Source organism: Candidatus Amarolinea dominans, assembly GCF_016704685.1.
Classification (GTDB): domain Bacteria; phylum Chloroflexota; class Anaerolineae; order SSC4; family Amarolineaceae; genus Amarolinea; species Amarolinea dominans.
In genome coordinates, this window is the sequence record NZ_JADIZS010000083.1 from 1 (window position 1) to 13,427 (window position 13,427).

12 protein-coding genes are annotated in these 13,427 nt (G+C 58.7%); 4 read left to right on the forward strand and 8 right to left on the reverse strand.

Annotated features, from left to right (window positions below):
- Window positions 1–1,483: 1,483 nt before the first annotated feature.
- Window positions 1,484–1,975 carry a hypothetical protein gene (locus IPF85_RS28040; RefSeq protein ID WP_343411347.1) on the reverse strand — a complete coding sequence of 164 codons (492 nt, stop codon included), beginning with the start codon at window positions 1,973–1,975 and terminating at the stop codon, window positions 1,484–1,486.
- A 1,593-nt stretch (window positions 1,976–3,568) separates the two neighbouring features.
- Between IPF85_RS28040 and IPF85_RS28045 the strand changes: the two genes are divergently transcribed.
- On the forward strand, window positions 3,569–4,105 hold the full coding sequence (locus tag IPF85_RS28045; protein WP_343411348.1) for a hypothetical protein: 537 nt from the start codon (window positions 3,569–3,571) through the stop codon (window positions 4,103–4,105).
- Here the strand turns inward: IPF85_RS28045 and IPF85_RS28050 are convergent.
- From IPF85_RS28050 to IPF85_RS28075, 6 genes are all read right to left on the reverse strand, one after another.
- Window positions 4,080–4,307 (reverse strand): hypothetical protein, encoded by a 228-nt coding sequence (locus IPF85_RS28050; RefSeq protein ID WP_343411357.1) that lies wholly within the window; start codon window positions 4,305–4,307, stop codon window positions 4,080–4,082. The two genes, IPF85_RS28045 and IPF85_RS28050, sit on opposite strands and share 26 nt — an antisense overlap.
- 102 nt (window positions 4,308–4,409) lie before the next feature.
- A complete protein-coding gene (locus IPF85_RS28055; RefSeq protein WP_343411349.1) occupies window positions 4,410–4,577 on the reverse strand; it encodes a hypothetical protein in 168 nt (55 codons plus the stop codon).
- A 304-nt stretch (window positions 4,578–4,881) separates the two neighbouring features.
- Entirely contained in the window at window positions 4,882–5,511 is a 630-nt protein-coding gene (locus IPF85_RS28060) for a hypothetical protein (protein ID WP_343411350.1), read from the reverse strand.
- Window positions 5,505–6,227, reverse strand: a complete 723-nt coding sequence (locus IPF85_RS28065; protein ID WP_343411351.1) for a hypothetical protein — start codon at window positions 6,225–6,227, stop codon at window positions 5,505–5,507. Before IPF85_RS28065 ends, IPF85_RS28060 begins: the two co-directional genes overlap by 7 nt.
- The gene (locus tag IPF85_RS28070) at window positions 6,169–7,119 is read right to left on the reverse strand and encodes a hypothetical protein (protein ID WP_343411352.1); all 951 of its coding nucleotides are present in this window, start codon (window positions 7,117–7,119) and stop codon (window positions 6,169–6,171) included. The genes IPF85_RS28065 and IPF85_RS28070 overlap by 59 nt, the downstream gene beginning before the upstream one ends.
- Before the next feature lie 38 nt (window positions 7,120–7,157).
- Window positions 7,158–7,877, reverse strand: a complete 720-nt coding sequence (locus tag IPF85_RS28075; protein WP_343411353.1) for a hypothetical protein — start codon at window positions 7,875–7,877, stop codon at window positions 7,158–7,160.
- 386 nt (window positions 7,878–8,263) lie between these two features.
- Here IPF85_RS28075 and IPF85_RS28080 point away from each other — a divergent pair, with 386 nt between their 5' ends.
- The 3 genes from IPF85_RS28080 (at window position 8,264) to IPF85_RS28090 (ending at window position 11,035) form a co-directional block, all read left to right on the forward strand.
- Window positions 8,264–8,806, forward strand: coding sequence for a hypothetical protein (locus tag IPF85_RS28080; protein WP_343411354.1), 543 nt, complete (start codon window positions 8,264–8,266; stop codon window positions 8,804–8,806).
- 203 nt (window positions 8,807–9,009) lie between these two features.
- Window positions 9,010–9,705: a response regulator transcription factor gene (locus IPF85_RS28085; RefSeq protein ID WP_343411355.1), complete on the forward strand. Its 696-nt coding sequence runs from the start codon at window positions 9,010–9,012 to the stop codon at window positions 9,703–9,705.
- Window positions 9,695–11,035 (forward strand): ATP-binding protein, encoded by a 1,341-nt coding sequence (locus tag IPF85_RS28090; RefSeq protein ID WP_343411356.1) that lies wholly within the window; start codon window positions 9,695–9,697, stop codon window positions 11,033–11,035. Before IPF85_RS28085 ends, IPF85_RS28090 begins: the two co-directional genes overlap by 11 nt.
- 38 nt (window positions 11,036–11,073) lie before the next feature.
- Here the strand turns inward: IPF85_RS28090 and IPF85_RS28095 are convergent, their stop codons facing one another.
- Window positions 11,074–12,564 carry an NAD(P)/FAD-dependent oxidoreductase gene (locus IPF85_RS28095; protein WP_343411358.1) on the reverse strand — a complete coding sequence of 497 codons (1,491 nt, stop codon included), beginning with the start codon at window positions 12,562–12,564 and terminating at the stop codon, window positions 11,074–11,076.
- Window positions 12,565–13,427 lie beyond the last annotated feature (863 nt).

Here is a 13,427-nt window from a genome sequence, read left to right on the forward strand (position 1 = left end):
CGTGACCGTTCAGTCCTGAGGTAGGAGTGCGGCGACAACAACGTGTCAAGACTCAACCATCTTCGAGCAATCCGATTCGACGCTGATCCCAGTCGGCGATGCGACGCCCAGTAAGCTTGCACTTCATTGATGTCCAATGATCTCCAATGGTTTCTTTAGAGTCTCCTCTGGATTCGATCGCTTACCTGCAGAGACTGGTCAGATTCACGAAGCCGCGCTCTTGCCGAGCGCCCTGCTCCCTTCCTCGATCACTTTAAACTGATTGATCGAATGTTTCCCCGTATGCTACCCTATTGTATCCCAGAATTCCTCCCCAGTATTATTTCATCCCGCACATCCATGATCTTCTTGGTGAGGCTGTGGCTGTAATCTGTGCTTTCTGCGTCGGATAAGGGAGTTGCAGGGAAGGCCCACGTAGGCTTATGGGTTTATCCCTGGGCGCAACGGCAGAAAAGTCAGTATCTTCTGTTTGGTTACGGCGCCGATGTCCGGGTTCGGCCCGGGTGTCTTGATCTCAACGAACAGTGGGCGCTCTTTCAGGAATCGCCGATAAAAATGTCACCGATGACTCGCACTCTACCATTCCTGGTCGCCGTGATCATCAACATGCAGCACCTCGGCCAACTCAGCCAGGCGTGATTGGGCGACGTTGACCTGATCATGGCTCGCGGGCAATTCTTGCAATCGCATCTACCGTAGACCCAACAATAAGCCCCTGCATTTTATGTTCCAATATCACTTGCTGATAGCGTTCACTTGCAATGGATTTAGCCAAGGCGAAGGAATAGGAACATCCCCATTCTCGTAACAGCAGAACGCTCACGTTTGGCTGCGATCAGACCCGCATCGTTCAGGAACAGTTTGTGAAATGGGTGGGCCTGTTTGAGACCTTCGATGTCTTGAGGACCATACCGCTTTACCGATTGCTGTGCAAAGCTCTTCAACAGATCATAGACTGACAGGCGTGGTTGAGTTCATCTGGCTACATGGATTCGTTGGGCTCACGTTTTTCGCCACACAAACACCGATTCGTAGAATTCGCTCGTCGTCGTCCGGTCGGCGGTTCACATGGCATTAGGCACGGCCCTCGACTTCAACCCCACACAGCCTGGCGATTTCATCCAAAGCCCAAATTTGTCACCGGCCACGACGATCAAGATACCGCCTGCCGGCATGGCTCCTCAGGCGCGGCGGAAAACCTCTGCAATGGACTCCTGGTCGGTGCGTTGCGCCTTTTGACTGGAGCCTCGCTTAGCCCGCCAATTTCTGACTCACCTCTTATCGCGAAGACGGAGCGGTTCATAGGCATAGCGATGCCAGTGTTCGGGATAATCAGTCAAGCCGACATACGGTGGGCTGGTAATGACGCCATCTATAGGAGGAAGATCGGCCAACCGGCCATCTTCGTGCTTGATGATCACAGTTGCGTCGGTACGTTGGCCGCGAATTCCTCTAATCGACTTGGTGTCCAGGCTGTAATGCTTCAAAATTGATAGGCCGTCGTTGTGGGCATACAGTTGCGGCTGCTTATGCACCAGTACGGCTCCGTCTGTGGGCCCTTCGGAAAATCCAGGTCGAAATGAGTAGTCAACCGCGCGCCGACCGTGCCGACCGTGAAAGGATGATTTTCAGAATCTCCTGATTCCGATAATTCTGAATCGATCACGATAAGCAGCAATTCTTTTAGCGCCTGCGGCTGAAACCAGCGCTGAAGATAACCGCTGGATGAAACCGGCCCATGTCCGTTACCGTTGCCAGTTGCGCTCCACAAGGACCAGCTGCTGGTCTGGTGACCTGGCGTGAAGCGTTCAGAATGTCCAGGATCTCCTGGCGCACGATTTTCAGATCGTAATGCTTGGTTTTTGCTGCTGGCCAAGGAGCACATTGAAAGCCGAGACGTCGAAACCAATGGCTTTGACACCGGCTCGTTGGCCTGCACCAACGTGGTGCCTGAACCTGAAAATGGATCGAGCACTGTCTTCCCTGGACCGAAATACTTTCTGAGAATTCCTCGACCAATTGCGGGATGTATTTACCGAGGTAGGGATGCAGGCGATGAACATGGAGCGTACGCAATTTTTCAGGTAATCACGCTCGTGCCGGTTCAGATTCAACTCGCTCAACGGCGTATCCGGCGTTACGCTGCTCGGCACGGTCGGCTCATCCGTGGTCACGTACAAAGACAACTCGTTGTTCTTCTCAGGTTGATAACAGCATTCCGCCTGCTATTGTCTCGCTACCACACCTTCTCGATCTTCGGCCCGGCATCTGCAGGACGGTGAAGTGTACGTTGTCGTAGCTGATTTCCTCGCCGGCGTGCGGAATGTGGTGCAGCTGATAGAGGATGAAGCCCCGGCCAGTGTCTCGTAGTCGTCCAGGCTCCGGCAGGTCGAGTCCCAACCGGGCGTTGATGTCGTCCACGCGCCTGCGCACTGACCTCGAACACGCCTGCGGCCACCGTGACGACGGTGGGCTCGTCCGTCACCCACTCATCGGTGACTCGGCCCACCTCTTCCGCGCGCTCTTCCACGGTGACGATGCCCGGCCCGTGCCGCCGTATTCGTCAATCACAATCGCCATGCCAATTTCTGTTGCGCATCTCGTTGAACAGGTCACCTACTTTGCGGCTGTCGAGGACAAAGTGGGCCGGATGGAGATGCCCAGTTCGGCCGGTGCGCCTGCGTGCCTGCGGCCCGCGGCCAGGGCCATCAGGACATCTTCATAACCACCACCCCGATGTTGTCCAGGTCGCCACCGTAGACCGGGAAGCGGGAGTAGCGCGACCCCGCTGAAGCCGTACAACCAAGATCATCCGGGCGTGGCGGCCCGTTCGATGCCCACGATGTCCGGTACGCTGGATCATCGCCTCACTGACATCGCGTTCCGCCAAACTCGAACACGCGCACCAGCATCTCTTCTTGCGTCTGTTCCAGCACGCCCTCAGCTGACGGCTCGCGCACCAGCATTTTCGCTCGTCCACCGAGTAGACCAGAGTGGTGCCCGCTGGCGCCTGCGACGCCAAAGAGACGTAGCACCAGCGTAGTGGCGTAAGTCCAGCAACCAGATGACAGGACGAAAGATGAGGTGGATGGTCCATGATGCGGGCAGACATCAACCGGGCGCGTTCCGGGTTGCGAATGGCAAAGGTTTACTGCGGCGCCTGTTCGCCGAGCACGATGTGGATGAAAGTCACCAGGGAAAGCGAGACCACCGTGCCGATGCCGATGGCGACGCCTTCCACCGCAACGTGCGCCAACCAGGCGCGAGATTCCAGGCTCGACCATCTTCACGATGGTGACATCGCCAATCCAGCCCAGGGCCGGAGCTGGCAATCGTGATGCCGAAACGCGCAGCGGCGATGTAGAGATCGGTATCGTTCTGCATCTTCAACACCGTGCGCACAGCCTCATTATTAGCGCCCGCCTGACCTCCAACCGACCGCAACGCCGTCACCTGGGCAACGATTCAACCGCGACAAAGAAGCCGTTAGCCTGCAACCAGGGCCGCTACGGCCAGCAAGCTGGGAAGAAGGGAATCCAGTATCCGTTAGTTCAATAGAGCAACAGGGATGGGCAAACAACAGCGCTTTTATACCATAGCAGAGGAGAAGGGAAAGGAGGGGAGAAGGGAGGAGAAGGGGAGGAGGGAGAAGAGAAAGGGAGAAGGCGAAGGGGGAAGGGGAGAAGGAGGGAGAAGGGGAGAAGGGAGAAGGGGAGAAGGAAGGAGGAGAAGGGGGAGAAGGGAGAAGGGAGGAGAAGGAGAAAGGGAGAAGGGGAGAAGGAGAAGGGAGAAGGAGAGGGAGAAGGAGAAGGGAGAAGGGGAGAGGGAGAGGGAGCTAGCGACGGCTGAGTCGGGGGCTCAACCGTCATTTGATAGAAGGGCGTATTGGCTGGCGTGGCTAGCGTTGGAATCTATCGCCTGGTGCGCACCTGGCGGATGTGGTAGGAAGGCGCTGCTGGTCAGAGCGGTCGTCGTCGCGGTATTGTTGTCCACCCGCTCGATCTCCGGCGTGATGGTAGCCACAATGCACCGGGTTGATCAGGCTACCCGTATTAGCGGTGGGGGCACCCGCGCTTCAATCACGGTCGTGAACGGTCACTCTTAGCCCGCGGGTTGCCGAGATTCAGGTCGACGGGCGTCCCCGCGTTCGACGGCGGGTTGGCACGAATGAAGGTCAGGCCGGCGGGCAGCGTGCCGCTTATCGTCGCGCCGGCGGCTGTGGCGCCGCCGCGGTTGCCGTAGGTCATGGTGTAAATCAACGTGGCGCCTGGGGTTGTGCTGGCGGGGCCTGCCAGGCTAAGCCACAGATCAGGGTAAGGCCGAGCCGAGACTCACGTCGTCCAGGTAAGCCCGCGGGGGCCGACCGGCGGTTTCGTGCAGATTGAAGCTCAGGGTGACGGTCTTGCCGGTCAAGACCAAAGGCCAAACCAGCGATGAGTCCACTCGGCGGCGGGGTTGGTTGTCGAGAAGATCGTTGTGGTGTTGATGCCATCGTTGGCCGTTACACTTAGCCAACGATCTCCGGCCGGCGCCGTCGCGCCCAATTTGTAGAAGAACGAAAGCGTCGCTGTCGTCATGGTGACAGGCACCGTAACCGTCTGGCTCAGGGGTGGCATTACCGGTCTGAGTGGCGCGAGAGGCACGCCCGTGTAAAACAGGTCGTTCTGTAAACTATCCGACCAAACAAGGTTAGCTGCACCTGACGAATCTATCCTTAGCACATGCTCTCTGACGTCATAATTGCCAGGTGACGCTGCGAGCGGCGCAGCCTAAGCCCCTTCATCATCCTGTCGCACGTAATAAAGATGCAAAGTGTCTGCGAAACTCCCACCAAATGACATGGAGATGATCCTGTTGATCTTGCGTGATGCCAATAGGAAATTAGTCAACCGGTTGTGATTCGGAAATCGCAACCGGCGTAGTCCACGAGTTCGCACCATCTGGCGCATGTAATACCTCTGAACACCCCATTATTAGAGCTGGCCCAACGACATGAGCGACGCCGGACCGATCGGCTACAATGGCAGGATAAGACATCACCGTTGCATTTGTGATTGCGACTGGCGGTAGCCAATCCTGGTTAACCCAGCGTTTCGTGTATATGAGATTGCCCCCGCTCTGCGCCCACACAAGGTGGACTGTTGTCTCAAAATCAACCGACATATCAAAGGGATGGGCATGTGACATCGAATTCGTTGACACTTTTTGCACTGGCAGCCACTGCCCATCGCTGCGTCGCTGGCGATAATAAACAGAAAAATAACCACTCTCACCAGTGTCATTCCACGCAACATGGAAGGCCATTCGCCATAGCACGATCTTCATCTCATGTCCAGACCCATATGTCTGAGAGATATTCTGAACAGCAGACCAACCGCCGTCCGTACCACGATAGGCATAGAAGGCATCATTGTAAGTAGTGGTGCTGGAAAACCACACCAGATGGATCGTTACATTGGGCGCCACTGCCAACTGCGGCGATGAGGCATCGGGCAGGTTCGCGGCTAGCAATGCGTTCTCTGTGGCACCCCAGACACCCGCCGGGATCCGGCCTTATAATAAATTGCGACTCGATTATTTGCGGCCTCAGTCCAGACAACGTGGGTACCACCGTGATGATCGAGTGCCATTTGTAGCTGCAGTGCTGATCCCGGTGTATTTGAGACATTAGTTACGGTTGACCATGAACCATCTGGACGACGCTGTACATAAGAGACCTCGCTGATAGAATTGGCACTTTCCATCCACACGACGTGTAGGACACCACTGCTGTCCATCTCCATAGATGGGTACGCTGGGTTTGCGGAGTTTGCAGAGATGCGGTGGGGAGCCGAGAGTTGTAAAGGCGAGCAGCCCAATAGGGCGGCTTTCTCCCCGATGTGCTGCTGTGACGCTAACGCAGCGGGCAACTCTGTCGAAGTTTGCCAGGGCGCCAGATTTTGCGCCTCGAAACTTCCATTGCCCATGGATTGGTCGGGCGGTGGCAATATCGCTTCGAGTGTGACATCGCGAAAACTGTTGTAATTGGTGGTTGGCAGGACACCATAATCCGCCTTATTCCACGAAACGGCATATAATGGATTGGTTTCGTCAACATAGGTTTGAAAGCGACCGTTTTCATCACTAACGAATCCTCTGAACGCCCTGGGCATGGTTGTGATCGTTGCGTTAACGATCGGCACACCACGGTTGTCTTTTACTGTGCCGATGATTGCCCACGTGTACATCGTTGTACTTGCATCGCCGTTTCCTGGAGGCCATTCTTCCTGGTTGTGCGCGATCAAGCCCGCGCGAGCGAAACGCATAGGTTCGACCAGGTATTCCGGTGAATAACGTTGCGGGGCTTGTTGTGCCAACCAGCCAGTTAGTCCATGCATCCGGACTAAGCGATTCATCGGAATGGCTCAGCAATTGATACTGGACATCGTACGTATGAATTCCAGAGCCTCCCGGATCAGTGCCGCTCCAGCTAATGACACTACCATTGCGCCGGTAAACGGGTAGGGGATCAACGGAAGTGACCGGCGCCAATGCTTCTACCGTTGTGATTGCGTCGGGCATGGTCGGCCAGTCTTCGGTATTTTCAGCACGATCGTTCGCCTGGCTGCGGAAACTATACACATGACCGCCGTCCCCGATGAAAACAGCCGACGTGGCTGTTACCCTGTCTTGCCAGACATTCCACCCATTGTCATTATCCTTCACCTGTACCACGTAGTTCAAGATGCCCGAGCGGCCTTGATCGCTGCCAGACCAGCGAACGGTGAACGCGTAGGGGGATTGTGACGGAAGCGGCAGCACGCTCGACGTGGGCGCGGTCAGATCAAGCCCTTGCCAGTCGGGGCGCCAGTCGCGAACACCGCTGCCAAGACCGGTTGGCGGCGCCCAGAATTGAACGCTATCCAGCGCCCTGAGCCGCGAACTCGTCCAATACCATTGGCCCTCATATTCGATCCAGGAGATGTACATGAAAGCGATATAGCGACCGTCCGGCGACCAACTGCCAACCCAGGCATCCGTTTTCTCATCCTCAGGACGATACAGACGCCGTGGATTGCTGCCATTGGCATTCATGACCCAGATTTCGTGCCAGGTATCGTCGTCGCTGTCCGCGTCCATAGGCAATTCTCGTCCCGTCAGGCGACCAGGCAGGATTTTCAGCCGAAGGCTGTGTCGAAACGCGTCTGCCCACTGCCGTCCGCGTTCATCACCCAGACTCCCAGCTCGCCGCTTCGGCGCGATGTGAAGGCGATTTTTGTCCCATCAGGCGACCAGGCGGCCGTACCATCGTAGTCTGGCGAATTGGTCAGGCGTTGTGGGTTGCTGCCATCTACGTTTATGACAAATACATCCCACTGGCCGTTGACATAGCTCTCGTACACAAAACGAGTTCCATCAAATGACCAGGCTGCGCCCGCGTCATCCCCACCATTGGGCGTGACTTGCCGCAGGTTGCTGCCGTTCACGTTTGCCACGAAAATTTCGTAAGTGCCGGTGCGCCGTGACGTGAACGCGACTTGCAGCGCGGCCGGGCTCAAGCGAGGCGCCAGGTCGGGGGCCGCGTCATAGGTCAGACGCACGGGATAGCCGCCATTGCCCCGCGCCACGTAGATTTCCCAATTGTTGTCGCGGTACGATTGAAAAACGATTTTACTGGTGGCAGTCAAATCATCAGGTAGAAGGCCGTCTGATGGCATTGTGACGGATGGACCCGTGGCGCGAAACGGGCTTTCCTCCAGAGGTGGCGTCAGCACGTGTGGCGGAGGTGGAGGGGCGGCGGCCGAACGCAGTGGTGAGCCGGTTGTTGCAGCCAGGCACGCGGCCATCAGCAGAAACAGAGCCGATAGCAGGCGACTCGCAGATAATGGGTGGTTCATGAGATCTCTCCTTTCGGGACAGAGGCTGGCAACCGATACGGAACCTGGGCGCAGTATAACATCGGTGACGCGCCCCTGTCAATGTCCCGGTTTCTAACTTGCCAACTCGCTTTCGCAAAGCTTGACCTGGGCTTGCGAGCGGGGTAAAATTGGGTCAATGAATCAAGGTTGTCCAGAGGAAATGTTTTTGCAGCATATACTGCAAGCGGGCACGAATTGCGCCTGACCCCTTAGGCGGAAAAGTGAAGTCTATCCACGCTTGCAGCATACAACACCATCCCAACTTTTCCTTTACTAAATCTTAACAGCCCCCTGCTACACTTGAACTGACGGTTGCTGATTCCCCGACCGCTTCCGTTCAGAGACATGACCCAGGAGGTTCATAGATGATCAAGAAAATCGTGATGGTGATGGGCGTTTTGGCGCTCGTCGTGGCAATCGGCGCCGTGACGGCAGGCGGGGCGCTGGCGCAGACGGTCACCCCGCCGGCGGCGACAACCCCAACCGTGCCGAACGGCTATAGATTTGGCCATGGCTTCGGCTTCGGCTGTGATGGCTCCACGGCCACCTTCGATGCGACGGCCGCGGCGCTCAATCTGACGCCGACGCAGCTCTTCGAACAACTGCACAGCGGCAAGACGTTGCAGGAAGTTGCAACCGCGCAGGGTGTGGACATTCAGAAGGTGCAGGACGCGATTGACGCTGCCCGCACGCAGGCAATGAAGGATCAGATTGCGCAGGCTGTCAAGGATGGCGCCATGACGCAAGCGCAGGCTGACTGGCTCCTGCAGGGGCTGGCCCAGGGCTACATGCCCAGGGGCGGCTTCGGCGGACGTGGTCACCGCGGCGGCATGCATGGTTTTGGCGGCGGGCTGTTTGCCCCGTCAACCACCACTCCTTTGGCTCCGGCCACGGGCACATCGTCCTGACCGGAGGTCAGCGGATAAAAGGCGACCTGCCGAACGCCCCTGACACCGGTTGGGTCGCCAAAAACATCCCATTGTTCGCATAAACCGCAGGGGGGCGTGGCTACTGGCTACGCTCCCCTGTCAGTATTGGCCGCCCAGATACCCCGACGACAACTCCAGGCGAAAAAGCCCGCACGCCACACGAATCCGGAAATAAGTCCCAGATGATGAATCGAACTATCCTGGTTGTTGATGACGACAAAAAAATTGTGCAGCTCGTGTCGCTCTATTTGAGGAAGGAAGGCTACCGCGTCCTACCGGCGTTCGACGGGCAGGAGGCGCTGGAGATTGCACGCAGTCAGCAGCCCGACCTGATCGTGCTCGATCTGTTTCTGCCTGAGCTGGACGGCACCGATGTCTGCCGGCTGCTGCGGGCCGATTCACGCGTTCCGATTATCATGCTCACCGCGCGCGCCACCGATGAAGACAAGCTCCTGGGCCTTGACCTCGGCGCCGACGACTACCTGACCAAGCCGTTCAGTCCACGTGAACTGGTGGCACGGGTTCGCGCCGTGCTGCGGCGCACCCTGCCCGATGATGACACGAACGGCGAGCTGCACTTTGGCGATCTGGCCATCAGCCTGGTGCGGCGCGAGGTGGCTGCGCACGGGCAACCGGTCAGCCTGACGCCCACCGAGTTCCGCTTGCTGGAAACACTGGTGCGTGAACCTGGCCGCGCGTTCAGCCGTTCGGAGTTGCTCGATCGTGCCTTTGGTTTCGATTATGACGGGATCGAACGCACGGTGGACGTACACATCATGAATTTGCGGCGCAAGATCGAGCCGCAGCCAGGGACGCCGCGCTATATTATGACCGTACCCGGTTTTGGGTACCGCTTCGAGGGGCATCATGCTGCATAGCCTGCGCGTGCGTCTGCTGCTTGCCATCATCCTCGTCGTGCTGATTGCGATCAGCGTGACGGCCATTGTGGCGCGCCAGCGCACGACCGGTGAATTTCAACGCTACGTTGAAAGCGGCGGCACCTCGACCAATCGGCGCTTCGCCTTCGTTTTGGCGCGCTCCTTTACTGTCAACCAGGGCTGGAGCGACGCCCAGGCCGAAGTGGACCGTCTGGCGCAGTTCACCGATGAACGCGTCGTGGTGACCGATCAGCGCGATCGTGTGGTGGCCGATTCTGAGCGGGCGCTGATCGGTCAACCGGTGCATGGCAACTGGCCGCCGCCGGCCGCGATCATGGTGGCCGGCGGCACACGCGTCGGTTCCCTCTACCTCGGCCCGCTGACCGGCCCACGCGAGGCCGATACCGCCTTCCTCTCCGCGCTCAACCGCTCGCTGCTGCTGAGTGCGCTGCTGGCCGGCCTGGCCGCGGTGGCGGTCACGCTGGTGCTATCCGGTCGCATCTTGCGGCCGGTGCAGCGCCTGACGACCGCCGCCCGCCGCATGGAAAAGGGCGATCTCAGTACACGGGTGCAAGTTGAAACCGACGATGAAATCGGGCAACTGGCGCATGCGTTCAACGCGATGGCTGGCAGCCTCAGCCAGCAGGAACAACTGCGGCGCAATATGGTCAACGACGTAGCGCATGAGCTGCGCACCCCGTTGACCAATCTGCGCGGCTATTTGGACGCGGCACGCGATGGCCTGGTGAGCACTGATGGGGCGTTGGTGGACAGCTTGTACGAGGAGACGATGCTGCTCAGCCGCCTGGTGGCCGACCTGCAAGAGTTGGCGCAGGCAGAAGCCGGACGCCTGACGCTGATGCGACAACCTGTGGCGCTGGTCGGGCTGGTCGAGCAGGCGATGGGCATGCTGCGGCCACCAGCCGATGCGAAGGGTGTCACTCTGTTGGTGGACCTGCCGAGCGATCTGCCCCAGGTGGACGCGGATCGTGAGCGCGTGGGACAGGTGCTGCGTAACCTGCTGCAGAATGCCTTTGCCCACACGCCGGCCGGCGGCGTCATTACGGTGACGGCGCAGCCTGAGGCAGCAAGCGTGCGGGTCGCGGTGCATGACACCGGCAGCGGCATCGCGCCCGAACATCTGCCGCACGTCTTCGACCGCTTCTACCGCGCCGACCGCCTGCACAGCAGCCAGACCGGCCGGGCCGGGCTGGGGCTGGCGATCGTCAAACAACTGGTGCTGGCGCATGGCGGCACGGTCACCGCCAGCAGCGAGCCGGGCCGCGGCAGCACCTTTACCTTTACCCTGCCAATCGCCACCCAATCCTGACACGGGCTGGCAAGGCCGGCGCCCGCCGCGGCTGGCGGTCAGCCCCCAGCGCGCGCGGCGTTGCCGTTGATCGTACCGGCCGGCTTGTCACCCGCTCCCTGCCCTGGCGCCTCTTCATGATATTCCGGGTCGGCGTTGATGCGCCACAGGTCGTTGCGCTCACCCAGGGCCAGGTTGCGCGCCGCGGCCAGGCCGGTCAACATGGCGTGATCCTGATTGTTGTAGCGATGCAGGCCATTGCGACCGATGGGCTGAAAGTTCGGCAGGCTGTCCACGAATGCACGCACCTGCGCCAGGCAATCACGGTAACGACTATCGTAAACCGGGTAGGACTTCTCCACGCGAAAAACGCAGCCATCCACCACATCGGCCTGGCGCACCAGCCCGCTCTGCTCCAACTCTCGTTTTGCCAGCTCGATCAGCTCCGCATCGGGCGTGTTCCACAGCGCATCGCCCTCATTGCAGAAGTATTCCAGGCCCAGGCTGCTCATGCCCGGCTCCGGCACCATGTCGGGCGACCAATTGCCGAAATTCTGAATGCGCCCCACCCGCACGCTTGGGTCGTGCATGTAAATCCAGTTGTCCGGAAACAGATTGGGTTCGGCTACGATCAGGCCCACTAACAGGAAGTCACGGTACTTGAGCTGGCCGGCCGCGGCCACAACCTCCGGCGGCGCCGCGTTCAGCTTGCGCACAAATTCGCTCAACGGCATGCTGGAGATGAAATCGGTGCCCTCGATCAGGGTTTCCTGCCCGTTAGCGGCCACCAATACACCGCTGATGCGCCCGCCCCTGGTGAAGATCTGCTGTACGTCGGCGTTCAGGCGGATGACCCCGCCCGCCTGCTCGATGCGCGCCTGCAGCGCCTGCCACATCATACCGGGGCCGCGCCGCGGGTAATCGAACGCCTCGATCAACGAGGTCACGGTCCCACCCGGCTTGACCACCATGCTCAGGAGCGCGGTCGGCAGCGATAGGTTCCTGATGCGCTGCGCCGCCCACTCCGCCTTCAACTCCCGGCATGAGATGCCCCACACTTTCTCGGTGTAGGTCTTGAAGAAGGTCTCGAACAGGCGCCGTCCAAAGCGGTTGGTGACCCACTCCTCGAAGGTGTCCTCACGTGGATAGGGAAAGAGCCGCCAACGCGCGTAACTGAGCACGATCAGCAGCGCTTCCAGCGGCCCCAGGTTCCACAGCGCATTGCCCAGTTTGAGTGGATAGTGGAAAAAACGGTGACGGTAGAAGATGCGCGACAGCCGCGGCCGGTGTAGGAAGTCCTGACCCAGGATTTCGCGCCAGAGCGCGTTGACCACGGGTGATTTGCTGAAGAAACGGTGGCCGCCCATGTCGAAGGAAAAGCCGTGGTACTGTTCCGTGCGCGCCAGCCCGCCCACTTTGTCGCGCTTTTCAAGGACAAGCGGCCGCTGGCCGAGACGAGTCAGTTCGAAAGCCGCGCTCAACCCGGCCGGCCCGGCGCCCAACACCACAAACTGACGGCCTTCTGCCTGTCCGTCGCCAAACCCATGCATGCTCACAACGCGCCCACCTCATGCCTAATCATAGCACAGAATAACAGCGCCGTGCAAGCGGCCATGGCATCACTCCCGACGCCATCGCCGTGATCTACCACGAGTGGCGCAATCAGCCCGATTTTTGCCACGAATTACACGAATCGAAACGAAAAGGCCCTGAAATTCGTGCAAATTAGTGAAATTCGTGGTAGAGAAAGCTGGACGGACTTTCGGCCACGAATTGCACGAATTGACACGAAGGCAGAAGCTCGATTCGTGCAAATTAGTGAAATTCGTGGCAGAGAAAGCCGGGCGGACTTTTTGCCACATAGAACACAAAGAGCGCAAAGACGTCGCCAATCTGCGAATCTTCTGCCGTTGCTTTGTGTTCTATGCGTTCCTTGTGGTCAATCGTCCGCCCAATTCGGAATTGCTGTCCCCGAATTTTGCCTCTTGACAGATCGCCGCGGTCGTGCTATGCTGTAATCAGCCACAAGTCTGCCCCCCGCCTTCCGAGTCGTCTCTCGCCGCCGGAAGTCCCTGGCGTGAGTTTCTCTCCCGCCCGCGACCTCCTTCAGCAGTCAGGAAAATGTCCCTGACCCCATCCGTTTCGATTGCTGCACGAAAGGGAGTCTGTTGTTATGTTACGCGCTCTTCTATTCTCTTCTCTCTTCTCTTTTCTATCCTCTTTCTCTTTTCTATCTTCTACTTTCTCTCCTCTCTCCTCCCGACATTCTGCTCGCGGCCGGCTTCGCCTGTCGTCGTTGGTTCATCTGTTGGTGGTGTGCAGCCTGCTCTTTCCACGGCGGCTGCTGCTACCCCCCCCAGATAAATACCGCTACTAAACTCATGTCCCCTGATCCCAATTTCGATCTGATTTC

What these genes read in the sequence shown, in the direction of transcription:
- IPF85_RS28075 (WP_343411353.1), bottom strand. Translation starts at nt 7,877, where the DNA reads ATGAACCACCCATTATCTGCGAGTCGCCTGCTATCGGCTCTGTTTCTG.
- IPF85_RS28055 (WP_343411349.1), bottom strand. Translation starts at nt 4,577, where the DNA reads ATGACGACAGCGACGCTTTCGTTCTTCTACAAATTGGGCGCGACGGCG.
- IPF85_RS28095 (WP_343411358.1), bottom strand. Translation starts at nt 12,564, where the DNA reads ATGCATGGGTTTGGCGACGGACAGGCAGAAGGCCGTCAGTTTGTGGTG.
- IPF85_RS28070 (WP_343411352.1), bottom strand. Translation starts at nt 7,119, where the DNA reads ATGGACGCGGACAGCGACGACGATACCTGGCACGAAATCTGGGTCATG.
- IPF85_RS28045 (WP_343411348.1), top strand. Translation starts at nt 3,569, where the DNA reads ATGGGCAAACAACAGCGCTTTTATACCATAGCAGAGGAGAAGGGAAAG.
- IPF85_RS28065 (WP_343411351.1), bottom strand. Translation starts at nt 6,227, where the DNA reads ATGTACACGTGGGCAATCATCGGCACAGTAAAAGACAACCGTGGTGTG.
- IPF85_RS28085 (WP_343411355.1), top strand. Translation starts at nt 9,010, where the DNA reads ATGATGAATCGAACTATCCTGGTTGTTGATGACGACAAAAAAATTGTG.
- IPF85_RS28090 (WP_343411356.1), top strand. Translation starts at nt 9,695, where the DNA reads ATGCTGCATAGCCTGCGCGTGCGTCTGCTGCTTGCCATCATCCTCGTC.
- IPF85_RS28080 (WP_343411354.1), top strand. Translation starts at nt 8,264, where the DNA reads ATGATCAAGAAAATCGTGATGGTGATGGGCGTTTTGGCGCTCGTCGTG.